Source organism: Brevundimonas sp., assembly GCF_965278935.1.
In the GTDB taxonomy this organism is placed as follows: Bacteria; Pseudomonadota; Alphaproteobacteria; order Caulobacterales; family Caulobacteraceae; genus Brevundimonas.
In genome coordinates this window covers 427,983-451,167 of sequence record NZ_OZ257124.1, presented here as the reverse complement: position 1 = coordinate 451,167, position 23,185 = coordinate 427,983, and the positions used below count along the sequence as shown (strand labels likewise).

Here is a 23,185-nt window from a genome sequence, read left to right as displayed (position 1 = left end):
GGCGGGATCTTTCGCAGAACGGCGGGAGGAGGATTTGGCCGCGCTTAAACGGCCTGAGCGCCCGGGATGCAAGGGCGAGACTGTGGCGGCCGGTGAGCCTATCGCGACGCGGCGGTCGGGATTATGTGTCCACCCATGACCGACGCGCCCGAAACGCCCGACGAAGCCCCGCCTGAACGCATCCTCAGCGACGCCGCCAAGCGCGCCCTGGCCGAGGCCGCCGAACGCCGCGCACAGGCCGAGGCGCAGGAGCTGGCGACCGAGCACGGCGGACCGACGGGCCCGGAACCGACCCGCTACGGCGACTGGGAGAAGAAGGGCCTCGCCGTCGATTTCTGAGACGCGAACGAATCCCGGCGAACGGCGTTAACCTTTTCGTCCCGCCGGAGGATCCCATGCGCCGCCTAGCCCTGATCGCCCTCGCCGCTGTCGCTCTTCCCGGCACAGCCGCCGCCCAGACCTGGGGCCAGCCCGTCTATGCGGCCCAGCCCGCACCCTACGGCCAACCCTACGGCGGGCCGGTCGCTTATGGATACGGCTCGGGTTACGGCGATCCACGCGCCTATCGACCGCCAGCCCGGTACGGCTCCGGGCACGATCGCGGCGGCCGGTATGGATACAGCACCCACGCCTCCGGCCAGTGGACGCGGTGGTCGAGCCCGCCGGGACGCGGCTATCACGATGTCTATGGCTACAACGACGACCGCGCCCCGCGCGGCGCCGACCACGGGCGTTCTCGGGATCGCGACTGTTCTTGCGGCGTCGGGGCCTACCTCTACGACCGCTGAACCGACCTTCACGCCAGAAAAGCGAGATTTAACCACGTCTTGAGCGGATTGCTCCCGCCCTTGGAGCATCCGGAACCCTTCCGCGCGAGAAGGCCTACGGTGGCCTCGAACGTCGCGGAGTCCGCCCAGTGAAAACCCTCATCTCGATCCTGACCGCCCTCCTGTTGCTGGGCGTTTCGCCCGCGCTGGCGAGCGAAAACGGCGGCGGGAGCCAGCACGGCGGTGGCTATGGCGGCGGAGGCCACGGTGGCGGAGGTGGCTGTGGCGGCGGCTGCGGCGGAGGCGGCGGTCACCCGGGCGGGGGCGGCGGACACTACGGCGGCAACATCAATGTGAACGTGAACGCCAACGCCAATGCGAGCGCCTACGCCGGTGCGGGAGCCGGGGCCTATATCAATGCCCGGGGCTATGACGTCGGGGCGATCCGGGGCGGCGGCGGTTACGGCGGCTCGGTCATCCACGGCAGCGGCGGCGTCGACATGGGCGGAGGCTACGGCTACGGCGCCGGCTATGCCGTCGTCGTGCGCGGCCCCGGCTACGGCCCCAGCCGCCCGTTCGGCTATGTCGCCCAGGGCTTCGGCCGTCGCTATGTGACCACCGACCGCTGCTGCGCCCCGCGCCCGGCGCCCTGCTATGACAATTGCGGCGGCGGCTATCCGCCCGCTCCGCCTCCCCCGCCGCCTCCGCCGCCGTCCTGCGACTGTCAGGGCGGTCATGGCCACGGCGGCCATGACGACAACCACGGCGGCGGTTACGGCTACCAGCAGAACTATTCGGACGTTCGCGGTGGTTCGTCCTACAGCCGCTACGAGAGCTACAGCGAGAGCAGCTCGGGCGGCTATCAGGGCGGCGACCGCTATTCCCACCGTCGTGACGACGGCCCCCGCTATGCGCCCATCCCCTATCAGGCCTCGCCGCTGGAACCGGTCGCCTACGACCAGGGCGGCTACGGCCAGAGCTATGCGCCGCCTCAGGTTCAGTACCAGCCGGCCTATCCCGAGCCCGCCTATGCCGAGCCGCAGGTCTATCAGCCGGCCCCGGTCCATATCCAGGTGCCGCAGGACTACTACGGCGACCTGCCTCCGGGCGACACGGGCGAGGGCTATCCCTACCGGCAGGAGCCGGGCGAGCGCGGCTAGACTCGCCGTTGCACTGTTTCCGAAAATTCGAGTGCAAGACGGTGCAAACGAATTCCTTGTGAATCAGAGGACTACCGATTCAGCGGCCGGAACAGTGCAAGGATTATGCGAAATCGGCTGGATCACATCCAGCGTCAGCACCTTGTCGACGTGTCAAAGACCGACGCCTCAAATGGTTCGCCCGGGTCATGACGCAAGTCTTGCCCAAGAATAAATTCCTTTGGCTGTCGCTAACGAACGCCGTCCATCCCGGCGGCGATCAGAGCCGCCGCCATGACCGGGTTTTCAGCGGCGATAACCGGACGCGCCACCACCAGATGGGTCGCCCCGGCCTGCAAAGCGGCGGCCGGGGTCGCGACCCGTTGCTGGTCGCCGAGGTCGCCGCCGGCCGGACGCACGCCCGGGGTGACGATCAGGAAGTCGGGACGACCGGCCTCGATCGCGATCTCCTTCACGCGCGCAGCCTCCAGCGGGCTCGACACCACGCCGTCCACGCCGCAATCCAGCGCCTGGCGCACCCGCGCCTCGACGAGGTCGGCGGCCCGGGCCGAATAGCCGATTTCCTTGAGGTCCTCGTCCGACAGGCTGGTCATGACGGTGACGGCGAGGATCTTCGTCGTGTGTCCGCCCCGTCCCTTGACCGCCGCCCGCATGACCTGCGGCTCGGCGTGGACGGTCAGGAGATCGCAGCCGCCCTCGGCGACGGAACGCGCCGCGCCTTCGACCTGGGCCCCGATGTCGTGCAGCTTCCAGTCCTGAAAAACGAGCTTGCCCATGGCCTGCAGCTCGTGGGCGAAGGCGACGCCGCCGGGACGGGCCAGCAGGGTCAGCCCGACCTTGTAGCTCTCGACCCCGTTGCCGATCCGCTGGACCAGGGCGCGGGCCTCGTCGATCGAGGGCAGATCGAGCCCGACGATCAGGCGCGGGTCGGACAGGAGAGGCGAGGTCATCGACGGGCTCCGCGTGACCGGCTAGACCCGGCGCACAGGGGTGCGTCGGCGAACCGGCGTTCAGTGATGTAGGCTAAGGACAAGGCAATGGACGCGCTCGATCTGGGGGTCAACCTGTTCGTGACCCTGTTCGCCCTGCTGGACCCCATCGGCAATATTCCGATCTTCGCGGCGGCCACGGCCGGGGCGACCCTGAGCCAGAGGATTTCGGTCTCGGCCCTGATCTGCCTGTTCGCGGCGGTCTTCCTCGCCTTCTTCTTCTTCACCGGCCTGGGCCTGCTGCAGTTCTTCGGCATCTCGCTGGCGGCATTCCGGATCGCGGGCGGGGTGCTGTTGCTGCTGCTGGGTCTGGACATGGCGCGCGAGGACTTCCTCGCCACCTTCGCCGACAAGGATGCGGCCCTCGATCTGAAAGACGTGCGCGGTTATGCGCGGCGGCGGTTCCAGCGGCTGGTCGTGCCGTTCGCCATCCCCCTGATGATCGGTCCAGGCGCCATCTCGGCCATCATCATCCAGGCCGGAGAGGCCGAGAAGATCGGCGCGGCGGGTACGGCCGCCTCCCTGATCGCCATCGCGGCGGCGGCGGGAGTGTCCTTCGTCAGCTTCGCCCTGACCGGTCCGATCAGCCGGATTCTGGGCGACGTGGGCCTGGCCATCATCGTGCGGGTTCTGGGCCTGATTCTGTGCGCTCTCGCGATCCAGTTCATCCTCGCCGGGCTGGGCGAGGCCTTGCCCGGCATGTTCGCGACGGGGGTGACGGCGCCCTATCCGGCCGGCGGTCACTGAGCCGGGGCGTCAGCCCAGGTCGCCGTCCGTCAACTTGGTCCCCGCCGGGACCGCGCGGGCAGTCGGCCGCCCCACCACGTCCCCCTGCTTCGCCGCCGAGATGCCGTCGCCGGGACGCAGCGCGATCAGGTCGTAAGCCTCGATCGTCGCCCCCGCCGCGATGTCCCGCGCCGCGAACAGGCTTCTGCGCGCCACCACCATGATCTCGCGCTCGGCCTCGACCGGGCGTTTGATCCCGTCGCCGAGCGAGGCTTCCACCGTGCGGACGCCGGCGACCAGTCCGGCCAGTTCCCCGGGGCTCAGGGACATGGCGTGGTCGGGGCCGGGCAAGGTCTTGTCGAGGGTGAAATGCTTCTCGATCACCGTCGCCCCGCGCGCCACTGCGGCCAGGGAGACGGCGTCGCCCAGGGTGTGATCCGACCAGCCGACGGGCCGTCCGAACGCCTCGGCCAGGGTGTCCATGGCGCGCAGGTTCGCGTCCTTGGCCGGGGCCGGATAGTTGGAGACGCAGTGCAGGATGGTCAGGCCCGGATCGCCCTCGGCCGCGATCCAGCCGACCGCCTCGGCCACCTCGTCCAGCGTGCTCATTCCGGTCGACAGGACGACCTCGCCGCCGGCCGCCGCCGCCAGCCGGGCCACGCCCCTCACGAAGGGGGCGTTGGTGATCTCGCCGGACGCCAGCTTGAACCGCTTCATGCCGAGGCCGGCCAGCATCCGGGCGCTGTCGATGTCGAAGGGCGAGGACATGAACTCGATCCCGATCGTGCGGCAGTGGTCGGCGATGCGGGCGAAATCCGTATCCGGCAGCTCCAGCCGTTTCAGCATCTCGGACTGGCTGACGGCGCCATCGCGGGCCTTCTGGTACTCGGCCATGGGCGCTTCGGGGGCCGAGATGGCGCCCGACCGGAAAGTCTGGAACTTGACCGCGTCGGCGCCCGCCGCCTTGGCGACATCGACCAGTTGCAGCGCCAGGTCGAGGTCGCCGTTGTGGTTCACCCCGGCCTCGGCGATGAAGAAGACGCTCACCGGGCGATCTCCCGCGCCGGATTGCCGACCACGACGGCGCCGGGTTGGACGTCCTTGACCACCACCGCCCCCATGCCGATGACCGCCCCTTCGCCGATCATAAGGCCCTGACGAATCAGGGCGCCCGCCCCGATCTCGACCCCGTCGCCGATCCGCACCGATCCGTTGACGCAGGCGCGGGGGCCCAGGGTGACGAAATCGCCGACCACGCAGTCATGGGCCAGGCTCGAATAGACATTCGCGATCAGGTGCCGCCCGACGACCGCGTCGGCGTTGATCAGGGCGTAGGGGGCGATCAGGCCGCCGGAGGCGACGCGGGCGCTGTCGACGACGGTGGCCGACGTCGCGATCACGGTCAGGGCGCGACATCCGACGGCCTCCAGCCGCTCCGCGATGGCCCGGCGGGTCTCCGGCTTGCCGACGGCCACCGCGAACAGCCGTTCTCCATCCACGGCGGTGAACGCGTCTTCGGCCAGGACCCCATGGCCGCCGATCGCGGGCCCGGGTTCGCGATCCACGAAGACGATCCGGTCGACATCGACGCCCAGATCGGGATGGGCGGCGATATGGGCGCGGGCGAACGGCATGGTCTCGCGGCCGTGCCCGCCCACGCCGACCAGTCCGAAGATCGCCTGAGAGGTCATGGGGTCGATCCTAGCGCCTGATTTGCCCGCCGGCTCAAGCGAGGCGGATCAGATCCGCTTCAGCCGCCGCGCGTGACCGGCGACCATGTTCAGGGCCAGACCGTCGGGCAGAAGCTTCGCCAGCCCGGCCATGACGTTGTTCATGACGCCGGGCGTGACCCTCGGCCGGTCCGCCTCGCAGGCCGCATGGCCAACGCGCGCCACATGCCCGGCCGTCTGCCACATCCACGACGGATAGGCGGACGAGACCTGTTCGCGCGAGCCGTTGACGTCATGGAACTCGGTCAGGGTGTAGCCGGGGCACAGGGCCGTGACGTGGACGCCGGTCCCGCGCGTCTCCAGCCACAGACCCTGCGACGCCTTGATCAGAAACGACTTGATCGGGCCGTAAAGGGTGTCGCCGCCGGTCGCGGGCATCTGGCCGGCCAAGGAGGCGACATTGATGATCCGGCCGAAGCCGCGCTCGACCATGCCGGGGAGCAGGAGGCGGGACAGGGCGACCGGCGCCGACAGCATGACCTGAACCATCGCCGCATGCTGGGCCGGGTCGGTGGCGAGGAAGCCCGTGGTGCGCGAGAAGCCGGCGTTGTTGATCAGGCCATCGACCTGAAGCCCCCTGGCGGCGATCACCTCGACCAGTCGGGCCGGCGCCTGAGGGTCGGCCAGATCGGCGGGGATGACGGTCGCGGCGACGCCGTATCTGGTGATGATCTCGACCGCCAGCACCGTCAGGGCGGCCTCGCGCCGCGCGGTCAGGATCAGATCCCAGCCCTTCTCGGCATAGACCCGGGCCAGCGCCGCTCCGATGCCGGCGGAGGCGCCGGTGATCAGTATTCGAGGCACTGGCGTTCCAGGTTAAATGGCGGAACTGACGATGGGAGCCGGAGTGCCCAGAAGTCGAGCCTTCTGGACTTCGAACTCAGCTTCGGTGATCGCACCCTGATCTCTCAGCGCCGCAAATTTTCCAAGCTCGTCCACCGCCGACACAGAACGATGCGAACCCGCGCTGGCACTCGCATCAAGCTGTCTCATCAGATCACCGTTCTGTCCCTGGATAATGCCGGGGATCAGAAAAAGGTCGACGAGAAGCCAGATCCCTAAAGGAATGAGGAAAAGCAGGCCGATGCCTGCGGCAAGAAGGAGCAGCCACCCGAGAACAGACAAAATTAGCTGGCCGACGGCAGAGCCGGTCCTGCCCAGATAGAATCGATGCCCTCCAAAACCTCCCGTGAAGAACCACAGCAGATAGGCTACTCCGGCGGATTTCTTCGACGCCTCGAAGGCCATGAGCGCCTGAGTATCCCTACTCAGGCCCGAGTTTGCTTCGGACATATTTCCCCCTGAGAAACTAGGAAGAAAATAGTCACGAACGCCGATGGAAGATCAACCGAAAGTTTAGTCGGCCAACTTTGTCGCGAGGATCAGGCCGCCACGGCGCCGGCGGCGCGGATGGCCTCGGTGCAGGCCGGGTGTTCCTCGATCCCGTCCAGCGCAGCCGATTTCTCGGCCAGCAGGTCGGCGATGGTGATCTTCGACAGCGAGTCCGACGCGGCCTGATCGGCCAGGGTCAGGACCTTGGCGACCTGACGGGGAATATGCTCGCCGATGGGGCAACCCTTGGCGCCCTGGGGCGGCGAGCCCAGGTGGGCGCAACCGTTCACGGCCTTCAACACCTCGTCGAGACGAATGTCCTGGGGCTGACGCAGCAGCCAGGATCCGCCCGAGGCGCCGGGGCGGGTGGCGATCAGCCCGGCCTTGGACAACAGGGCGGTCACCCGGCGGATGACCACGGGGTTGGTCGGCACCGAGGCCGCCAGAATGGCGCTGGGGCAGGCGCGGGCGGCGTCGTACGCGCCCTTGTGGGCCAGATAGGCCAAGGCGTGGGCGGCGACGGGAAAGCGTTGGCTGTCTGACATTTTCGTCCGGTTCCAGACCTCAAGGTAGGCACGGGGAGCCGGATTCACAAATCCCGGTCATCGGCTTGCCGAACACGGTGCAACTGAAACCGTTTCCATGCGATTGAACCGGCCGCGGAATGAGCCTACAGGCCCTCCGCTTTGATGGGCCCGCCGACCGCGGCGCCCGGAGGATATTCATGGCAGGGGACGCATCCCCCGGCGACGGCGCTCCCCCCGCCCCGCCTGCTCAGACGACCGCCGCCCAGAACGGCTCAAGCCACGGCCACGCCGCGTCTCACGGCGTCGGCAAGGCCGGATTCTGGGCGCTCACCATCGGCGCCATCGGCGTCGTGTTCGGCGATATCGGCACGAGCCCCCTTTATGCCCTGCGTGAGGCGATCGCCCACGCCCAGTCCGGCGTCGGCGGCGAACTGGCCGTCATCGGCGTGGTTTCGCTGGCCTTCTGGGCGCTGATGGTCGTGGTGACGTTCAAATACGTCCTCTTCCTGATGCGCGCGGACAACAAGGGCGAGGGCGGGACCCTGGCCCTGATGGCCCTGGCCACCCACGCCATCGGCCGCCGCTCGGCCTGGATCTTCATTCTCGGCGTGTGCGGCGCGGCGCTCTTCTATGGTGACGGCATCATCACCCCCGCCATTTCGGTGCTGTCGGCCATCGAGGGCGTGAAGGACGCGCCCGGCGTGGGAACGCGTCTGGACGCCTTCATCGTGCCGATCGCCGCCGCCATCCTGATCGGCCTGTTCCTGGTCCAGTCGCGCGGCACGGCCAGTCTGTCGAAATGGTTCGGGCCGCTGACGGCGATCTGGTTCCTGTCGCTGGGCGCGCTCGGCCTCTATCACATCTTCGACGACCTCTCGGTGCTGCGCGCCCTGTCACCCCACTACGGCGTCCTGCTGCTGCTCAACGACGGTTTCCTGGGCTTCATCATCCTGGGCAGCGTCTTCCTGGCCGTGACCGGGGCCGAGGCGCTCTACGCCGACATGGGTCACTTCGGCAAAGCCCCGATCCGCGCCGGCTGGCTGTGCTTCGTCCTGCCGTGCCTGACCTTGAACTATCTCGGGCAGGGCGCCCTGATCCTCGACAATCCCGCCGCGGCTGGAAACCCGTTCTGGTCGATGGTGCCGGAGTTCGCCTACTGGCCGATGCTGGCTCTGGCCACCATCGCCACCGTCATCGCCTCCCAGGCCGTGATCACCGGCGCCTTCTCGGTGACGCAACAGGCCGTCCAGCTGGGCCTTCTGCCCCGCATCGACATCCGCTTCACCTCCGAGACCCAGGCCGGACAGATCTTCGTCCCGGCCGTGAACACCTTCCTGATGATCGGCGTGCTGGTCCTGCTGTTCGTGTTCCAGAGCTCGCACAACCTGACGGCCGCCTATGGCGTCGCCGTCACCGGGGTCATGCTGATCAACACCCTGATGAGCTATTCGGTCATCACCAAGAAGTGGAAATGGCCGCTGTGGGCGACGCTCGGCGCCCTCATTCCGTTCGGCTTCATCGACAGCGTCTTCCTGACCTCCAACCTGCTGAAGATTCCCGACGGGGCCTGGCTGCCGCTGGTTCTGGGCGCCTTCCTGGTGCTGATCATGTGGACCTGGACGCGGGGGTCCCAGATCCTCTCGGCCAAGTCCAAGAAGGACAGCCTGCCCCTCACCGACCTGATCGAGATGCTGCGGGCCCGTCCGCCGCACCGCTCGCCGGGCACGGCCATCTTCCTGACCTCGGACCCCGACGTCGCCCCGGTCGCCCTGATGCACAATCTCAAGCACAACAAGGTGCTGCACGAGAAGAACGTCATCCTGACCGTGCGCACCACCGACCGGCCGCGCGTGCACGAGAGCGAGCGCGTCCTGATCGAACCGATCAACGACGACTTCAAGAAGATCACCCTGAGCTACGGCTTCATGGAGAGCCCCGTCGTCCCCCGCGCGCTGAGCCAGTGCCGCAAGCAGGGGGTGAAGTTCGACATCATGTCGACGAGCTTCTTCCTGGGTCGCCGCTCGGTCGTGCCGTCGGCGTCGCAGGGGATGCCCCTGTGGCAGGACAAGCTGTACATCTTCCTGATGCGCAACGCGGCCAACCCGACCGACTTCTTCCACATCCCGCCCGGACGCGTGGTCGAGCTCGGCACCCAGGTCTCCGTGTGAGCGGGGGCACGCCCAAGGGCAAGAACTCCGGCGCGCGCGGCCGCCGCATGGCCGACAAGGCGCGCGGACCCCGCCGCGAGCCGATGGTTCGCACGGAGGAGCCGGACGGCGCGGCCGACATCGGTGTCGAGGCGCGCATCGCCGCCGGAGTGCTGCTGAACGCCGCCCTGGAGCGCCGCAACGGTCTCGACGAGGCCATGGCCCTGCCCGAGCTGAAGAGCCTGCCGGGCCCGGACCGCGCCTTCGCCCGCGCCGTCGCCATGGCCGCGCTGCGTCGTCTCGGCGAGATCGACGCCATCCTGAACCGTCGCCTGCAGAAGTCGCCGCCGGAGGCCGTCCGCACCATCCTGCGGGTGTCCCTGGCCCAGACCCTGGTGCTGGAAACGCCCGCCTTCGCCGCCGTCTCGACGGCGGTGAAGCTGGCCGAGCGCGACGCCAAGACCCGGCCCTACAAGGCCCTGGTCAACGCCGTCCTGCGCGGGATCGAGCGCGAAGGGCCCGGCATGACCACGGCCGAGTCCAACCTGCCCGACTGGATCGCCGCGCGCTGGAAACAGACCTATGGCGAGGCGGCGCTGGCCGCCATCGCGCTCGCCGCCCGCGACGAGCCGCCGACCGACCTCAGCCTCAAGCCCGGCGAGGATGCGAAGGCTCTGGCCGACGCCATCGAGGGCTCCGTCCTGCCGGGCGGGACCGTCCGGTCCGGCGTGCGTGGCGACGTCGCGACATGGTCAGGCTACGAGACCGGCGGATGGTGGGTTCAGGACGCGGCTGCGGCCATCCCCGCGCGCCTGCTCGCGCCGAGGGCCGGAGAGACGGCGCTGGACATGTGCGCCGCGCCCGGCGGCAAGACGCTTCAGCTCGCGGCCTCGGGCGCGACCGTGGTCGCCCTGGACCGGTCCGAACCCCGCCTGCGTCGCCTGCGTCAGAATCTGGAACGCACCGGTCTGACGGCCGAGATCGTCGTCACGCCCGGCGAGGACTGGAAGGACGACCGCACCTTCGACGCCGTCCTGCTGGACGCGCCGTGCACGGCGACCGGCACCCTGCGACGCAATCCGGAGGTTCTGCGGGCCACCAAGCCCGCCGAGGTCGCCAAGCTGGCCGACGTCCAGCACCGGCTGCTCGACGCCGCCGCCGGTCGCGTCGCCCCGGGCGGTCGTCTGGTCTACTGCGTCTGCTCGCTGGAGCGGGAAGAGGGCGAGACCCAGATCATCGCCTTCCTGCGCCGCAACCCGGCCTTCAGGACCGCGCCCGCCGATCCGGCGGCGATCGGCGCCCCGGCCGAGGCCCTGACGCCCGAGGGCTGGTTGCGCATCCTGCCCTCGATGTGGGCCGAACAGGGGTCGCTGGACGGCTTCTTCGTCGCGCGTCTGGACCGGATCTAGGCCGCCGCCTTCGACGACTGTTGTTCGTCGGAGCCCAGGGCGCGATTGAGCGCCTCGGCCAGAACCCGGATATCGAGCGGTTTGGTCAGGTAGTCGCGGAAGCCCGCCTCCTTGCCGCGCTTGACGTCCTGCGGCATCGCGCTGGCGCTCAGGGCCAGCACCGGCAGGCCCCTGGTCAGGGGATCGGCGTCCAGCCGCGCCTTCAGCTCGAACCCCGACAGGCCGGGCAGGTTGATGTCCAGCAGGATGATGTCCGGCCTCAGGTCGCGCGCCAGGGCCAGTCCCTCGTGCCCGTTCTCGGCCACATGCAGCTGGATCGGGCCCAGGGCGGCGATGACATGGCGCATCAGGGCGATGTTGGACGGATTGTCCTCGACATAGAGCATGGTCGCCGCCGGCAAGGATCCCGTTGGAATGGGCGAGGCGGTGACCGACTGGGCCGCCGGCCGCGCCAGCGGCAGGTGAAGGGTGAAGGTCGAGCCCGCGCCCGCCTGGCTGACCGCCTCCAGCCGTCCGTTCATGGCCTCGGCCAGACGACGCGATACGGCCAGACCGATACCGGTTCCGGCCACGTCGGAAGTTTCGCGGCCCAGGCGGTTGAAGGGCTGGAACAGCTCGGCCATCCGGTCCTCGGGGATGCCGACGCCGGTGTCATGCACAGACAGGGCCACGCCCTCGTCGGTCTGGCGGACCTCCAGCAGGACGTCGCCGCCCTCGCGATTGTATTTGATGGCGTTGGACAAGAGGTTGATCAGCACCTGACGCAGCCGGGTGCGGTCGGCGACCACCCCCAGACCCGCCGTGGGGGAGGGCGCGCGCAGGATGATCCCGGCGGCCTCGGCTTGGGGCCTCAGGGTCTCGCAGACCTGGCGCACGACCAGCTGGGGATCGACCCGCTCCATCGACATGGACAGCTTCCCGGCCTCGATGCGGGCGAGGTCCAGAACCTCCTCGATCAGGCTGAGCAGATGCTGGCCGGAGCCGAGGATCTGTTCGACGGCCTGGGACTGGCGGCGGGTCAGGGGTTCGGCGTGCTCGTTCATCCGCATCAGTTCGGCGAAACCGATGACAGCGTTCAGAGGCGTGCGCAGTTCATGGGACATGCCGGCGAGGAAGTCGGACTTGGCCTGGCTGGCGGCGGCCACCGCCTTGGCCTGCTCATCCGATGCTTCAAGCGCCAGCCGCAACTCCTGCGTGCGTTCGGTGATGCGACCTTCCAGCGAATCGTTGAGCTCGGCGAGACGGACGGCCTGCCGCCGGGCCACATACCCCAGCCTGACGCCCGCCAGGCATCCCGCCAGAGCCAGAGCGACGATAAGCAGTACGAATTCCATGACGCAACCTCCGGTATCCCGGAAGGTGCACACTTACAGGTTGCATTATCGTAAACCGGAGGTGGCCTCCGGCTCGCGATCACTCGCCGTCGGCGGGCGCGTCGGCCTTCTTGCGGGGCGCGCGACGCCTGGGCGCCGGAGCTTCGCCTTCGTCGGACGCGACCGGAGCCGGGGCCGTTGCAGGAGCGGCCGAACGGGTCAGGAAGCCGGGCAGGGCCTGGGCCGTGTCGACCTGTGCCTCTGCGCGCGGGGTGCGGGTCCGACGGGCGGGACGTTCGCCCTCCGCCGGCGCGGCCTCGACCGGAGCGGTTTCGGCGGGCGGCGCATAGCTCACCGGAGCGGTGGAGGCGATGAAGTCACCCCCCACCCGGGCATTATCGTCACGACCGCCTTCGGTGCGACCCTCGAAACGGCCCTCGGCCTCTTCATAGGTGCGGGTGTCGGGCGTGCCGCCCTCGGCCTCGAAACGGCGATTGCGTTCCTCGCGGCGACGCTCCCAGCGTTCGCGGCGGGTCTCGCGACGACCGCCTTCGCCCTGGCCTTCGCCCTCGGCGCGCGACTGGCCGTCCTGGCCGTCGCGGGACTGGTTGTCACGGTTCTGGTTGTCGCGCGGAGGACGCGGGGTCCACTCGCGATCCCGGTTCTGGCCGTCGCGGTTCTGGCCATCCCGATTTTGATTCTCTTCGCGCGGCGGACGCGGGGTCCACTCGCGTTGCTCGCGCGACTGCTGGGCGCCTTGAGCGGCCTCGGCGTCGCGGGCGTCGCTCTGCTGCTGGATGCGGTCGGCGGCCTGTTGCGCGGCGAGGAAGGCGGCGGCCTGGGCCCCGGTCTCGTCCTCGAAATCGATGTCATAGCCCTGGTTCGACAGTTCGCGTGCGGCGATCTCGGAGACCGGCCGTTGCGGTTGCAGGGCGCGCAGGACGCGGAAATAGTGTTCGGCGTGCTGGAGATAGTTCTCCGCCAGCACCCGGTCGCCCGACGAGCCGGCGTCACGGGCCAGCTGCTGATAGCGCTCGTAGACGGTCTGGGCGTTGCCGCGGACCTTGATGTTCTCGGGACCTTGAGAATCCCACGAACGGTTGGGGTTCGCCGCATTCGCGTTGCCGCCGCCGCCACCGGGTTTCCGGTTGCGGCCGCGCTGACGCTTCATGCCCTTGAAATCTCGCATCGAGGCTTACCGTGCTGGTTTGGCGTGTCCCTGCGCGACGATGGCGAGGGCAGCAGGCCGGTTGTCTGTGGTTCCGGTTCGCTTGGGGGCCAATCCCCGGCGGCGATGTTATCGGAAGGACCTTTGTCGCCCGTCGTGGTCCGCAAGCAGTGAACACCGCCGACCTTCACGCGCATCCCGGCCGAGCGTCGCTGGACCTGAAGACGGTTCAGCAAGATGCGGAAGGGAGGGAGACGACCAAGGACTTAGCGCGCGCCGGGGCGGTTTCCAAGGGGTTTGTTCGGATCGGCCGCGTCGGATCAGCTTTGACGGATCGGCGTCGTGCGCGGGTCGGGACCGTTGGTCACCACACGGTGCCGGTCGCCGAGGTCCTTGACCACCTTGACGTCGGTCAGGCCGGCGGCCTCGAACAGGGCCTTGACCGCCTCGCCCTGATCCCAGCCGATCTCGACGGCGAAGACCCCGCCGGGTTTCAGGATCCGGGCGATCTCCGGGGCGAGGTCGCGATAGGCCTGCAGACCGTCCGGCCCGCCGTCCAGCGCCAGCAACGGATCATGCTCGCGCACTTCCGGATCGAGGCCCGCGATGTCGTCGGACGGGATATAGGGCGGGTTTGACACCACCAGGTCGAAGCTGTGGTCGCCGAACCCGGCCGCCCATTCGGTCCTCAGGAAGGTGGCGCGATTGTCGAGGCCGAGGTTGGCCGCGTTCTCTTTGGCCACCGCCAAGGCTTCCGACGAGATGTCGGTGCCGACCCCGTGCGCGCCCGGCCGGTCGCCCAGAACGGCCAGCAGGATGGCGCCCGACCCGGTGCCCAGATCGATGACGCTGAAGGCCTGGGCCGGTTCGAAGGCGAGCATGGCGACGTCGAGGATGGTCTCGGTATCCGGGCGCGGGCTGAGCACGTCGGGGGTGACGTTCAGCATGATCTTCCAGAACCCCTTGCGACCCAGGATCCGCGACACCGGCTCGCGGCGCAGGCGGCGTTCGACATAGCCGGCCAGGGTCGCCGACTGCTCCGGCGTCAGGGGCCGGTGCGGGTCGGTCAGGATCTCCAGCCGGCTGGCTCCGGTCGCGGCCTCCAGCAACAGCCGGGCGTCGATGGCCGGACTGTCGATGCGGGCGGCCTTGAGCTCGCCTTGCGCGGCCTTCCAGGCGGCGACGAGAGTGGCGGGTTCGGTCATCGGATCATCTCCGCGTGGTGAGGACCACGCCAAGTGTTGGGGCGCGCCGGAACCGGCGGCAGGTCATGGAGGGCGGAAAGCGCGTGGTCGCCGCGCGTTCCCGTCGCCGGGTCAGTGCCCCACGCGCGGTTTTCAGGCAAGGTCGAGCCTGGCCGGAACGTGATCGGCACAAGGACCGTTGACCCGCCGATGAAGTTTCCCACCCTGCCCGGACGGACCCCCTCGCCACGCGGAGGCGGCGCCCCCGGGGCCTGGAAGGTGATCGCCGCGGTCGTCGGCGGGCTGGCCGCAGGGGCGGGCGCCGCCCACGTGATCTACACCCAGGGACACAAATACGGTCTCGAACTGCGGCCGGAACGCGCCGGGCCGACGCCGCCCAAGCCTCCGACGCCCGAGGATTTCGACCGCCGGCATCCGGGTCGGGGGCGGCTGGCGCGGCGTCCCGCCCATATCCCGCACAAGGGATGGATCGATATCGGCTGGCGGGTCGGCAACGGCTATTTCACCGATCAGGTGGGTTTCGTGGCCGGCGGGGTGACCTTCCTGATGCTGCTGTCGCTGTTTCCGACCCTCGCCGCCTTCGTCACCGTCTATGGCCTGTTCGCCGATCCGGCCGATGCCTCGGGGCGGGTCGCCTTCCTCTATGCACTGCTGCCGTCCAGTGTCGCGAGCTTCCTGGCCCAGGAGATGACCCGGCTGGCGGCAGGATCGACGCGGGACCTGACCTTCACCCTGATCTGGACCCTCGGCCTGTCGCTGTGGACGGCCAACAACGGGATCAAGACCCTGTTTCACGGCATCAACGTCGCCTACCACGAGGTCGAGAAGCGCGACATCGTCCAGTACAACCTGCTGTGTTTCGCCTTCACCCTGTCGGGCCTTGCGGCGGTGCTGGTCAGCGCGGCTCTCGTGGTCGGCGTGCCGATCGTTTTGGGGCTGTTCGGTCTGGCGGACGACTGGGAGCGGCTGGCCCCTCTGCGATGGCCGATGCTGTTCGCCATCTATGTCCTGACGCTGGTGGCCATGTACCGCTTCGGTCCAAGCCGGGCGAACGCGACGCTGCGGTGGCTGTTTCCCGGTGCGATCTTCGCCGCCACGCTCAGCGTGCTGATCTCGTTCACCTTCAGCTGGTACCTGACCAACTTCGTCCGCATGGACTCCTACGGCCCCCTTGCGACGTCCATGGGCTTTCTGCTGTGGGTCTGGCTGTCGGTTCAGGTCGTCCTGATGGGGGCCAAGCTGAACGCCGAGATCGAGCATCAGACGGCGATCGACACCACCGTCAGCCGGGGGGCTCCGATCGGGGCGCGAGGAGCCACCATGGCCGATACGGTGGGCGCCCCGCAGGGAAGCCGCGAGGTCGTGGCCTTCACCCGCCGACAGGCGGCGACGGTGGCGCGGACGCTGAGACGGGGTCCGAACACCTCATCCGCCTGACTCGCCTCGCAAAACCCGCCCGGCGCGCCTATCTCTACGGCCATGAGTAACAACTTTCGTCCCACGACCCTCGAACGCGCCTACGAACTCGCCCGCAGCGGCGAGTGTCGCACCGTCGGCGACATCAAGACCCGCCTGCAGCAGGAAGGCCACGAGCGCGTCCAGGATCGCCTGTACGGCGGCTCCCTGACATCCGCCCTGCGCAAGCTCTGCGTCGCCCACTACGTCGCGCCAGAGGGCGAGGAAGAGACGCCGGCCACCGCCGAATCCGAACTCGAGGATGAAGACGAGGACGGCCCGGTCCCGGCCTGAATCGCGACGAATCGAGACTCAGGTTGTGCACAGGGCGTTTTGCGCCCATATGAGGCCCGTCGATCTCTCTGCGTAACGCCCTCTCTCTTTGCGAACGCACCGAGTTTCTGGCCGATCCCATTCAGACCCGACAGGCTTCAGGCGCTATTGCCTGATGCAAACTGCTAACGGAGGTCCTTAAAATGGCTACCGGCACTGTCAAATGGTACAACTCCACTAAAGGCTACGGCTTCATCGAGCCCTCGGACGGCGGCAAGGACGTGTTCGTGCACGTTTCGGCCGTTGAAGGCGCAGGCATGAACGGCCTGAACGAAGGCCAGAAGGTCTCGTACGAAGTCGAACGCGACCGTCGCACCGGCAAGGAATCTGCCGGCCAGCTGAAGGCCGCTGAATAGTCCTTCACGGATTTTTCAAGTGACTGACGGGGTCGGGGCGAAAGCTCCGGCCCCGTTTTCGTATGCGCGACCCGGCGTACGCTTGCTCCTGCCCCGCGCGGCGCGTAATCGCGCGGACGATGTTCGGCCTCGCCAATCCCGCCCGCTTCATGAGCTTCACCCGGCCGCTGACGCCGGTGCTGTGGGCGATCGCGGCCGTGCTGCTGGCCGTCGGGACCTGGCTCAGCTTCGCGGCGCCCGGCGACTATCAGCAGGGCGACACGGTGCGGATCATGTTCGTGCATGTGCCCGCCTCGACGCTCGGCCTCGGCGCCTATGCGGCGCTGGGCGTCTCAAGCTTCTTCGCCCTGGTCTTCCGCCATCCGCTGGCCGACGCCGCCGCCCGCGCCGCCGCCCTGCCCGGCGCCGCCTTCACGGCCCTCGCCCTGATCACCGGCTCCCTGTGGGGTCAGCCGATGTGGGGGACCTGGTGGGTCTGGGACGCGCGGCTGACCAGCGTGCTGGTGCTGTTCCTCTTCTACCTCGGCTACATGGCCCTGCGCGCCTCGATCGATGACGAGGCCAAGGCCGCCCGGGCCGCCGCCGTGCTCGGTCTCGTCGGGCTTATCAACCTGCCGATCGTCAAGTTCTCGGTCGACTGGTGGAACACCCTGCACCAGCCGGCCTCCCTGCTGCGTGCCGGAGGATCGAGCCTTGACCCCGTCTTCCTCGCGCCGTTGCTGACCATGATGGCCGCCTACGGGGCGCTGTTTCTGGCCGTCTGGCTGACCTCGATCCGCACCGAGATCACCCGCCGCCGGGTCCAGACCCTGCGCGCCCGACAAGCTTTGGAAGCCTGATGCTCGATCTCGACATGAGCCCCTACGCCGCCTTTGTCTGGCCCGCCTGGGCGATCAGCGCCCTGGTGCTCGGCGCCGTCGTCGCGCGGGCTGTCTCCGCCTCAGGGACATGGAAGGCCGAACTGAAGCGGCTGGAGACTGAGGCCGAAGACACATGATGAAGCGTTGGCTCGCCATCATCCCGATCGTCGTCGTGGTCGCGCTATTCGCGCTGTTCGCCGGCTGGTCTCTGAAGCGTGATCCGGAGTTCAAGCCGGACGCTTTGGTGGGCCAGCAGGTCCCCGAGACCGTTCTGCCCATCCTCGCCGACGGCGTCGCCGGACCCCAGAACGTCGACATCCGCACCGCCGGGGTCGGCAAGCCGATGATCGTCAACGTCTTCGCCAGCTGGTGCGCCCCCTGCCGTCTCGAACACCCGCGCCTGCTGGCCCTGAAGGCGCAAGGGATCGCGGTCGTCGGCGTCGCCTACAAGGACGAGCCCGAGGCGACCCAGGCCTTCCTCGACGAGATGGGCGATCCCTTCGCCATGGTTCTGGTCGATCGCGAGGGTCGCGCGGGCCTCGACCTCGGCGTCTCGGGCGTCCCCGAGAGCTTCGCCGTCGACGCCATGGGGCGGATCGTCGCCAAGTCCGCCGGCCCGATCCTGACCGACGCCGATGTCGAGCGGCTGACTTCGGCGCTCGTCGCCCCTACGCGGCCCCTGCCGACCGCGAGGACGCTGGACGAGGCCAGGGCCCGCCGCGACGCCGCCAACTAACCGGGGCTCAAGCAGCGCGCGACCGCGTCGCGAGCGATAGACCCGAAGCTTGGCTCAAGCAGCGAGACGCCGCGCGTCGAGCGGTAGCCAACACGGAAAGCCGTTAACCCTTTTTCGACAGGTTTCGTTAACCCTGTCGGCATGAGCGCGATCCGGCCCGACCTTCCTTCGTCACTGCCCGCCACGACCCCGGCGGGTCCGTCGGCCCAGGCCAGGGCGGCGCAGGCGGCCTTCTTTCGCGCCGCGCTCAACCAGGCGCAGGCGACGCCCCAGCCCCAGGCCGCTCAAACCTCGCAGGCCGCCCCGACCGGCGCGCCGGAATCCCCCCGCCTGCCCCGTCCCGGTCAGCTTCTCGATATCCGGGTCTAGTTTCGCACCTCGAAGGTGACCCCGGGCGTCACCGGTGCTAGACGCGCGCGCATCCGCCCTCCCCCAGGATTCGCCCCATGCCCGCCGCTCCCGACTTTCCGCCCGCCCCCGACGCGGTGAAGCCCGTCCGCGCCCTGATCTCCCTGTCGGACAAGGCGGGTCTGGAGGACGCGGCGCGCGTCCTGCACCAGGCGGGCGTCGAGCTGGTCTCGACCGGCGGCACCCGCGCCGCCATCGCCGGCTTCGGCCTGCCGGTGAAGGACGTCGCGGACCTGACCGGCTTCCCCGAGATGATGGACGGCCGGGTCAAGACCCTGCACCCCGTGGTCCACGGCGGCCTGCTGGGCGTCCGCGACGCGACCGAGCACAAGGCGGCCATGGACGCGCACGGCATCGGGCCGATCGATATCGTCTGGATCGACCTCTATCCATTTGAATCAACCGTTGCTTCCGGCGCCGGCTTCGACGCCGTGATCGAGAACATCGACATCGGCGGCCCCGCCATGATCCGTTCGGGCTCGAAGAACCACGGCTATGTCGCCGTCGCCGTCGACGGCGAGAGCATCGGCCTGATCGTCGAGGCCCTGAAGGCCTCGGGTTCGACCTCGCTGGCCCTGAGGAAGCAGCTGGCCGCCCGCGCCTTCGCCCGCACCGCCGCCTATGACGCCGCCGTCTCCGGCTGGTTCGCCGGCCAGCTCGAAGACGCCGCCCCGGCGCGGAAATCCATCGCCGGAAGCCTCGCCCAGACCCTGCGCTACGGCGAGAATCCGCACCAGACGGGGGCCTTCTACCGCACCGGAGAGGCCCGCCCCGGCGTCGCCCACGCCACCCAGATACAGGGCAAGGAACTGGGCTACAACAACATCGCCGACGCCGACGCCGCCTATGAGCTGGTCGCCGAGTTCGAGAGCCCGGCCTGCGTCATCGTCAAACATGCCAATCCCTGCGGCGTGGCGGTCGGCAAGGACCTGTCGGAAGCCTACGCCCGCGCCCTCGAGTGCGACGCCGTCTCGGCCTTCGGCGGCGTCATCGCCGTTAACCGCCCCCTGAACGGCGCCGACGCCCGCTCGATCACCGGGATCTTCACCGAGGTCGTCATCGCCCCCGGCGCCGACGAGGAGGCGAAAGCCGTCTTCGCCGCCAAGAAAAACCTGCGCCTGCTGATCACCGACGGCCTGCCCGACCCGCACGGCGCGGGCGAAGTGTTCCGCTCCGTCGCCGGCGGCTTCCTGGTCCAGTCACGCGACCGTTCGCTGATCAAGCCCTCGGACCTCAGGATCGTCACGCGCCGCCAGCCGACGCCGACCGAGATCGCGGACATGCTGTTCGCCTTCACCGTAGCCAAACACGTCAAGTCCAACGCCATCGTCTATGCGAAGGACGGCCAGACCGCCGGCATCGGCGCCGGCCAGATGAACCGTCGCGACTCGGCCCGCATCGCCGCCATCCGCGCCCGCGAAGCCGGAGAGGCCAAGGGTCTGGCCCATTCGCTGGCCGAGGGTTCGGCCTGCGCGTCCGAAGCCTTCTTCCCCTTCGCCGACGGTTTGCTGGAAGCCGTCGCCGCCGGCGCCACCTCGGTGATCCAGCCGGGCGGCTCGGTGCGCGACGCGGAAGTCATCGCCGCGGCGGACGAACAGGGCATCGCCATGGCCTTCACCGGCGTGCGGGTCTTCAGGCACTAAAGAGCCCCTCTCCCCTTGCGGGAGAGGGAGAGCGCACACGGCGGCGCAGCCGTCGTTCTTGTGCGGTCGGGTGAGGGGTGAAACGCGGTCTCGCCAACGAGCCACCCGCTCGACCCTCAACATCTGAGGACACATACCCCTCATCCGGCTTCGCTTCGCTCAGCCACCTTCTCCCGCAAGGGGAGAAGGGATATGCCTCCCTCATGGACACCCTCTCCGACCGTTGGGCCAGACTCGAACCCTACGCCAGCATCGTCGGACCCGACGACGACCGGCCGCGCCCGACGGCGATCCTGTTCCACGGCTGCGGCGGCCTGCGCGGGCATCTGCCGATGTATGCAGCGGCGGCGAAGGAGGCCGGCTGGCGGGCGGTGATCGTCGATTCCTACGCCCCGCGCGGCTGGAGCCGGGAGTTCGCCATGGCCACGGTCTGCACCGGCCTGATGTTGCGCGGCTGGGAACGGGGCGGCGACGTGATGGCCTCGATCCAGGGTGTCTCGGCGCGGCCCGACGTGGATGAAACCAAGATCGCCTTGGCCGGCTGGAGCCATGGCGGCTGGGGCATCATGGAGGCCATGAGCTGCGATCCCGTTCCCGCCACGGCGCTGGGCGTGAAGGACGCGGAGACCGCCGACCTCTCCGGGGTCAGGGCGACCTATCTGGCCTACCCCTATGTCGGGGTCGCGGCCCTGAACCGGATGCGGCCCTGGCGGCATTGCCCGAAGACCCTCGCCGTCATCTCCCAGAAGGACCACCTGACCACGGTCCGGAACGCCGAGCGGGTCCACGACATGGTCCGGAACTGCGGCGCCGAGGTCGAGACCTGGGTCGCACCGGGCACCCACAGCTTCGACGAGCCGATGACGGCCCTGCCGATGAAGTACGACGCCGACCTGACCGGCGAGGCGATCCGCCGGTTTCGCGCCCTGCTGGAAGACGTGGCCGTCGCGCCGCGCCCGGTAACCGCCGCCGCCTGATGGACACTCTGGCGGAGCGCTGGGCCCGGCTGAAGCCGTCGCTCGTCATCCGCCGCCCTGACGGACCCGGCCCCTTCCCGGTCGTCCTGATCTTTCCCGGCTGCGGCGGGGTGCGCGAGCATCTTCACCGCTACGCCGAGGCGGCGGTCGAAGCCGGCTGGATGGCGGTGACGGTCGAGAGTTTCATCGCGCGCGGCTGGTCCGACGCCTTCGTCCGCACCTTCGTCTGCACGGGCCTGCTGCTGCGCGGTGGCACCCGCGCAGGCGACGTGATGGCGGCGACGACCTTTGCCGGAACCCTGCCCGACGCCGACCCGACCCGCGTCGTCCTGGCTGGCTGGAGCCACGGCGCCTGGGCCATCATGGACCTGATGACCGAAAAGCTGGAGCGACGCGGTGAGGCCATGATCGCCGATCCACAGCACGCCGACCTGTCGGGCGTCGTCGGAGCCTTCCTGCCCTACCCCTATGTCGCCCTGCCCGCCCGGAGCCGTTTCATGCGCTGGCGCCGTGCGCTGGACGCCCTGGTGATCATCCCGACGCGCGACCATCTGGCCAAACGCGCCGACTACGAGAAGGCGCTTGATCACGCCCGCGCGGCCGGATCGGACATCGAGGAATGGGTCGTCGACGCCACCCACGCCTTCGACGAACCCGGCCTGACCCATCCGAAGATCCGCCACGACCCCGAGGCGACGAAGGAGGCGATCCGCCGCTTCGTCGGCTTCCTGAAGGCCCGGGCCTGACCTAGCCGATCGTGGCCTCGACCGTGATCGTCGCCCGCACGCTGTGGGCCATCTCACAGTGATCGTGGGCCGCGTGATGCAGGCCGTCGAGTTCCTCCTGCGTGGGGGCTGGTCCGGTGAAGGCTGTGACCGGCCGCAGGGTCACCCGCGCCAGATAGCGTCGCCCCTCCGGGTTGCGATCCAGCTCGCCCGAGGCCTCGTCGAAATACCGGTCGACGACCCACCCCGCCTTGGCGGCGAAGGCCAGGAACCACAGCATGTGGCAGCTCGACAAGGAGGCGATCATCGCCTCCTCCGGATCGACCGCCGAGGCGTCAGAGTACGGCAAGGGCACGCTGGCCGGCGCCGAAGAGCCCGGCACGACCGCCCCGCCGTCGAAGCGCCAGACGTGGGCGCGGGAATATTTGTTGTCGACGAAGGCCTGATCGCCCCGCGTCCACTCGATCGCTGCGTCGTATCTCATGCCGCCCTCCCGTTATCCCAGAATCGTATAGGTCATCGGCGCGCGGACCTCGAAGCCCAGCGAGCGATAGAAGGCGATGGTCGCGTCGTGCCCGGCGAAGGCGTGCAGGAAGGCCCCTTCGCCTGACGCCAGGATCTCGCCCACGACGGCCCGCGACAGCGCCGCCGCATAGCCGCGGCCGCGATGATCCGGGTGGGTGCAGACGCCGCTCAGTTCGGTGAAGCCGTCGACCCGCAGGCGTCGCCCGGCCATGGCGACCAGCCGCCCGTCCTGTTTCACCCCTATGAACGGCCCCAGCTCTCGGGTGCGGGACCGGAAGGGCCCCGGCTTGGTCAGGGTCGCCAACGCCAGCATCTCCGGCGCATCGGTCTGGGTCAGGATCTCATGGGTGAGGTCCGGGCCGCCCGGCGTCAGAGCTGCGCAGACCATCTGGACGAGCGGAATGCGGCTGACGACCTCCACCCCCGGCAGGTCCAGCGCGTCCATGGGCCCGCCGGTCAACTCTACCATCCCGGCGCCCGGGTGGCGCAGCGCGAGGTCCGCCATGGCCTTCAGCGTCGAGGGGGCGGCATCGGCGCCCGAGACGAAGATCCCGACCTCCGGATCGATCCGCACGGCCCGGGCGTCGCTGTCGGTCGTGACGAAGCCCGACAGCCGGGTCGTCAGGGCGTTCCAAACGGCGCGATCGAGGGGATGGCTCATGGCGACGCTTTAGCGCGTGGCGGATTCCGCGTC

At 69.0% G+C, this 23,185-nt stretch carries 27 protein-coding genes; 16 read left to right on the top strand and 11 right to left on the bottom strand.

The genetic code is table 11. The features are described 5' to 3' along the window. The first annotated feature begins 135 nt into the window (after window positions 1–135). From ACQY68_RS02265 to ACQY68_RS02255, 3 genes are all read left to right on the top strand, one after another. Window positions 136–339, top strand: a complete 204-nt coding sequence (locus ACQY68_RS02265) for a DUF1674 domain-containing protein (protein ID WP_428151403.1) — start codon at window positions 136–138, stop codon at window positions 337–339. Between the two features lie 56 nt (window positions 340–395). After that, the gene (locus ACQY68_RS02260) at window positions 396–788 is read left to right on the top strand and encodes a hypothetical protein (RefSeq protein ID WP_428151402.1); all 393 of its coding nucleotides are present in this window, start codon (window positions 396–398) and stop codon (window positions 786–788) included. Between the two features lie 128 nt (window positions 789–916). Further along, complete coding sequence (locus ACQY68_RS02255) at window positions 917–1,927, top strand: hypothetical protein (RefSeq protein WP_428151401.1); 1,011 nt, start codon at window positions 917–919, stop codon at window positions 1,925–1,927. Between the two features lie 230 nt (window positions 1,928–2,157). Here ACQY68_RS02255 and pyrF read toward each other — a convergent pair whose 3' ends face one another. Further along, on the bottom strand, window positions 2,158–2,877 hold the full coding sequence (gene pyrF, locus ACQY68_RS02250; RefSeq protein WP_428151400.1) for an orotidine-5'-phosphate decarboxylase: 720 nt from the start codon (window positions 2,875–2,877) through the stop codon (window positions 2,158–2,160). Between the two features lie 87 nt (window positions 2,878–2,964). Here pyrF and ACQY68_RS02245 point away from each other — a divergent pair, with 87 nt between their 5' ends. Beyond that, entirely contained in the window at window positions 2,965–3,663 is a 699-nt protein-coding gene (locus ACQY68_RS02245; protein WP_428151399.1) for a MarC family protein, read from the top strand. Between the two features lie 9 nt (window positions 3,664–3,672). Here the strand turns inward: ACQY68_RS02245 and neuB are convergent, their stop codons facing one another. The 5 genes from neuB to ACQY68_RS02220 all read right to left on the bottom strand — a co-directional run bounded on the left by neuB (window position 3,673) and on the right by ACQY68_RS02220 (window position 7,249). Continuing rightward, window positions 3,673–4,689 (bottom strand): N-acetylneuraminate synthase, encoded by a 1,017-nt coding sequence (neuB, locus tag ACQY68_RS02240; RefSeq protein ID WP_428151398.1) that lies wholly within the window; start codon window positions 4,687–4,689, stop codon window positions 3,673–3,675. Next, window positions 4,686–5,333, bottom strand: a complete 648-nt coding sequence (locus ACQY68_RS02235) for an acetyltransferase (protein WP_428151397.1) — start codon at window positions 5,331–5,333, stop codon at window positions 4,686–4,688. Before ACQY68_RS02235 ends, neuB begins: the two co-directional genes overlap by 4 nt. Before the next feature lie 48 nt (window positions 5,334–5,381). After that, window positions 5,382–6,176, bottom strand: a complete 795-nt coding sequence (locus ACQY68_RS02230; RefSeq protein ID WP_428151396.1) for an SDR family NAD(P)-dependent oxidoreductase — start codon at window positions 6,174–6,176, stop codon at window positions 5,382–5,384. A gap of 12 nt (window positions 6,177–6,188) precedes the next feature. Beyond that, window positions 6,189–6,620 (bottom strand): NINE protein, encoded by a 432-nt coding sequence (locus tag ACQY68_RS02225; protein ID WP_428151395.1) that lies wholly within the window; start codon window positions 6,618–6,620, stop codon window positions 6,189–6,191. A 134-nt stretch (window positions 6,621–6,754) separates the two neighbouring features. Further along, entirely contained in the window at window positions 6,755–7,249 is a 495-nt protein-coding gene (locus tag ACQY68_RS02220) for an Rrf2 family transcriptional regulator (RefSeq protein ID WP_428151394.1), read from the bottom strand. 179 nt (window positions 7,250–7,428) lie between these two features. Here ACQY68_RS02220 and ACQY68_RS02215 point away from each other — a divergent pair, with 179 nt between their 5' ends. Together ACQY68_RS02215 and ACQY68_RS02210 are read left to right on the top strand one after the other, a co-directional pair. Next, window positions 7,429–9,399: a potassium transporter Kup gene (locus ACQY68_RS02215; RefSeq protein WP_428151393.1), complete on the top strand. Its 1,971-nt coding sequence runs from the start codon at window positions 7,429–7,431 to the stop codon at window positions 9,397–9,399. Next, window positions 9,396–10,787, top strand: a complete 1,392-nt coding sequence (locus ACQY68_RS02210) for an RsmB/NOP family class I SAM-dependent RNA methyltransferase (protein ID WP_428151392.1) — start codon at window positions 9,396–9,398, stop codon at window positions 10,785–10,787. The genes ACQY68_RS02215 and ACQY68_RS02210 overlap by 4 nt, the downstream gene beginning before the upstream one ends. On the opposite strand, the gene ACQY68_RS02205 is transcribed toward ACQY68_RS02210, so the two are convergent. The 3 genes from ACQY68_RS02205 to prmC form a co-directional block, all read right to left on the bottom strand. Further along, a complete protein-coding gene (locus ACQY68_RS02205) occupies window positions 10,784–12,121 on the bottom strand; it encodes a hybrid sensor histidine kinase/response regulator (RefSeq protein WP_428151391.1) in 1,338 nt (445 codons plus the stop codon). The two genes, ACQY68_RS02210 and ACQY68_RS02205, sit on opposite strands and share 4 nt — an antisense overlap. Before the next feature lie 79 nt (window positions 12,122–12,200). Then, window positions 12,201–13,289 carry a DUF4167 domain-containing protein gene (locus ACQY68_RS02200; protein ID WP_428151390.1) on the bottom strand — a complete coding sequence of 363 codons (1,089 nt, stop codon included), beginning with the start codon at window positions 13,287–13,289 and terminating at the stop codon, window positions 12,201–12,203. 299 nt (window positions 13,290–13,588) lie between these two features. Next, window positions 13,589–14,473, bottom strand: a complete 885-nt coding sequence (gene prmC / locus ACQY68_RS02195; RefSeq protein ID WP_428151389.1) for a peptide chain release factor N(5)-glutamine methyltransferase — start codon at window positions 14,471–14,473, stop codon at window positions 13,589–13,591. A 189-nt stretch (window positions 14,474–14,662) separates the two neighbouring features. Between prmC and ACQY68_RS02190 the strand changes: the two genes are divergently transcribed. The 10 genes from ACQY68_RS02190 (at window position 14,663) to ACQY68_RS02145 (ending at window position 21,987) form a co-directional block, all read left to right on the top strand. Then, window positions 14,663–15,910, top strand: coding sequence for a YihY/virulence factor BrkB family protein (locus ACQY68_RS02190; RefSeq protein WP_428151388.1), 1,248 nt, complete (start codon window positions 14,663–14,665; stop codon window positions 15,908–15,910). A 42-nt stretch (window positions 15,911–15,952) separates the two neighbouring features. Then, window positions 15,953–16,222 carry a hypothetical protein gene (locus ACQY68_RS02185; protein ID WP_428151386.1) on the top strand — a complete coding sequence of 90 codons (270 nt, stop codon included), beginning with the start codon at window positions 15,953–15,955 and terminating at the stop codon, window positions 16,220–16,222. 182 nt (window positions 16,223–16,404) lie between these two features. Further along, the gene (locus ACQY68_RS02180; protein WP_298158945.1) at window positions 16,405–16,617 is read left to right on the top strand and encodes a cold-shock protein; all 213 of its coding nucleotides are present in this window, start codon (window positions 16,405–16,407) and stop codon (window positions 16,615–16,617) included. A 119-nt stretch (window positions 16,618–16,736) separates the two neighbouring features. Beyond that, window positions 16,737–17,456 (top strand): heme ABC transporter permease, encoded by a 720-nt coding sequence (locus tag ACQY68_RS02175; RefSeq protein WP_428151385.1) that lies wholly within the window; start codon window positions 16,737–16,739, stop codon window positions 17,454–17,456. Next, window positions 17,456–17,614, top strand: a complete 159-nt coding sequence (gene ccmD / locus ACQY68_RS02170) for a heme exporter protein CcmD (protein ID WP_428151384.1) — start codon at window positions 17,456–17,458, stop codon at window positions 17,612–17,614. Before ACQY68_RS02175 ends, ccmD begins: the two co-directional genes overlap by 1 nt. Beyond that, window positions 17,614–18,213 carry a DsbE family thiol:disulfide interchange protein gene (locus tag ACQY68_RS02165; RefSeq protein WP_428151383.1) on the top strand — a complete coding sequence of 200 codons (600 nt, stop codon included), beginning with the start codon at window positions 17,614–17,616 and terminating at the stop codon, window positions 18,211–18,213. The genes ccmD and ACQY68_RS02165 overlap by 1 nt, the downstream gene beginning before the upstream one ends. Before the next feature lie 141 nt (window positions 18,214–18,354). Continuing rightward, window positions 18,355–18,582, top strand: a complete 228-nt coding sequence (locus ACQY68_RS02160) for a hypothetical protein (protein ID WP_428151382.1) — start codon at window positions 18,355–18,357, stop codon at window positions 18,580–18,582. A 77-nt stretch (window positions 18,583–18,659) separates the two neighbouring features. Then, on the top strand, window positions 18,660–20,264 hold the full coding sequence (purH, locus tag ACQY68_RS02155; RefSeq protein ID WP_428151381.1) for a bifunctional phosphoribosylaminoimidazolecarboxamide formyltransferase/IMP cyclohydrolase: 1,605 nt from the start codon (window positions 18,660–18,662) through the stop codon (window positions 20,262–20,264). Window positions 20,265–20,467: 203 nt separating this feature from the next. After that, window positions 20,468–21,241, top strand: a complete 774-nt coding sequence (locus ACQY68_RS02150) for a dienelactone hydrolase family protein (protein WP_428151380.1) — start codon at window positions 20,468–20,470, stop codon at window positions 21,239–21,241. Beyond that, window positions 21,241–21,987: a dienelactone hydrolase family protein gene (locus ACQY68_RS02145; RefSeq protein WP_428151379.1), complete on the top strand. Its 747-nt coding sequence runs from the start codon at window positions 21,241–21,243 to the stop codon at window positions 21,985–21,987. The genes ACQY68_RS02150 and ACQY68_RS02145 overlap by 1 nt, the downstream gene beginning before the upstream one ends. 1 nt (window position 21,988) lies before the next feature. Here the strand turns inward: ACQY68_RS02145 and ACQY68_RS02140 are convergent, their stop codons facing one another. Continuing rightward, window positions 21,989–22,450, bottom strand: coding sequence for an OsmC family protein (locus ACQY68_RS02140; RefSeq protein ID WP_428151378.1), 462 nt, complete (start codon window positions 22,448–22,450; stop codon window positions 21,989–21,991). A gap of 12 nt (window positions 22,451–22,462) precedes the next feature. Next, a complete protein-coding gene (locus tag ACQY68_RS02135) occupies window positions 22,463–23,152 on the bottom strand; it encodes a GNAT family N-acetyltransferase (protein ID WP_428151377.1) in 690 nt (229 codons plus the stop codon). Window positions 23,153–23,185 lie beyond the last annotated feature (33 nt).

Excerpts from the sequence above, each read along its gene's own strand:
- purH (WP_428151381.1), top strand. The coding sequence starts at position 18,660 with ATGCCCGCCGCTCCCGACTTTCCGCCCGCCCCCGACGCGGTGAAGCCC.
- ACQY68_RS02165 (WP_428151383.1), top strand. The coding sequence starts at position 17,614 with ATGAAGCGTTGGCTCGCCATCATCCCGATCGTCGTCGTGGTCGCGCTA.
- ACQY68_RS02235 (WP_428151397.1), bottom strand. The coding sequence starts at position 5,333 with ATGACCTCTCAGGCGATCTTCGGACTGGTCGGCGTGGGCGGGCACGGC.
- ACQY68_RS02190 (WP_428151388.1), top strand. The coding sequence starts at position 14,663 with ATGAAGTTTCCCACCCTGCCCGGACGGACCCCCTCGCCACGCGGAGGC.
- ACQY68_RS02225 (WP_428151395.1), bottom strand. The coding sequence starts at position 6,620 with ATGGCCTTCGAGGCGTCGAAGAAATCCGCCGGAGTAGCCTATCTGCTG.
- prmC (WP_428151389.1), bottom strand. The coding sequence starts at position 14,473 with ATGACCGAACCCGCCACTCTCGTCGCCGCCTGGAAGGCCGCGCAAGGC.
- ACQY68_RS02135 (WP_428151377.1), bottom strand. The coding sequence starts at position 23,152 with ATGAGCCATCCCCTCGATCGCGCCGTTTGGAACGCCCTGACGACCCGG.
- ACQY68_RS02245 (WP_428151399.1), top strand. The coding sequence starts at position 2,965 with ATGGACGCGCTCGATCTGGGGGTCAACCTGTTCGTGACCCTGTTCGCC.
- pyrF (WP_428151400.1), bottom strand. The coding sequence starts at position 2,877 with ATGACCTCGCCTCTCCTGTCCGACCCGCGCCTGATCGTCGGGCTCGAT.
- ACQY68_RS02260 (WP_428151402.1), top strand. The coding sequence starts at position 396 with ATGCGCCGCCTAGCCCTGATCGCCCTCGCCGCTGTCGCTCTTCCCGGC.
- ACQY68_RS02160 (WP_428151382.1), top strand. The coding sequence starts at position 18,355 with ATGAGCGCGATCCGGCCCGACCTTCCTTCGTCACTGCCCGCCACGACC.
- ACQY68_RS02220 (WP_428151394.1), bottom strand. The coding sequence starts at position 7,249 with ATGTCAGACAGCCAACGCTTTCCCGTCGCCGCCCACGCCTTGGCCTAT.
- ACQY68_RS02180 (WP_298158945.1), top strand. The coding sequence starts at position 16,405 with ATGGCTACCGGCACTGTCAAATGGTACAACTCCACTAAAGGCTACGGC.
- ccmD (WP_428151384.1), top strand. The coding sequence starts at position 17,456 with ATGCTCGATCTCGACATGAGCCCCTACGCCGCCTTTGTCTGGCCCGCC.
- ACQY68_RS02205 (WP_428151391.1), bottom strand. The coding sequence starts at position 12,121 with ATGGAATTCGTACTGCTTATCGTCGCTCTGGCTCTGGCGGGATGCCTG.
- ACQY68_RS02140 (WP_428151378.1), bottom strand. The coding sequence starts at position 22,450 with ATGAGATACGACGCAGCGATCGAGTGGACGCGGGGCGATCAGGCCTTC.
- ACQY68_RS02175 (WP_428151385.1), top strand. The coding sequence starts at position 16,737 with ATGTTCGGCCTCGCCAATCCCGCCCGCTTCATGAGCTTCACCCGGCCG.
- ACQY68_RS02200 (WP_428151390.1), bottom strand. The coding sequence starts at position 13,289 with ATGCGAGATTTCAAGGGCATGAAGCGTCAGCGCGGCCGCAACCGGAAA.
- ACQY68_RS02145 (WP_428151379.1), top strand. The coding sequence starts at position 21,241 with ATGGACACTCTGGCGGAGCGCTGGGCCCGGCTGAAGCCGTCGCTCGTC.
- ACQY68_RS02215 (WP_428151393.1), top strand. The coding sequence starts at position 7,429 with ATGGCAGGGGACGCATCCCCCGGCGACGGCGCTCCCCCCGCCCCGCCT.
- ACQY68_RS02150 (WP_428151380.1), top strand. The coding sequence starts at position 20,468 with ATGGACACCCTCTCCGACCGTTGGGCCAGACTCGAACCCTACGCCAGC.
- ACQY68_RS02185 (WP_428151386.1), top strand. The coding sequence starts at position 15,953 with ATGAGTAACAACTTTCGTCCCACGACCCTCGAACGCGCCTACGAACTC.
- ACQY68_RS02265 (WP_428151403.1), top strand. The coding sequence starts at position 136 with ATGACCGACGCGCCCGAAACGCCCGACGAAGCCCCGCCTGAACGCATC.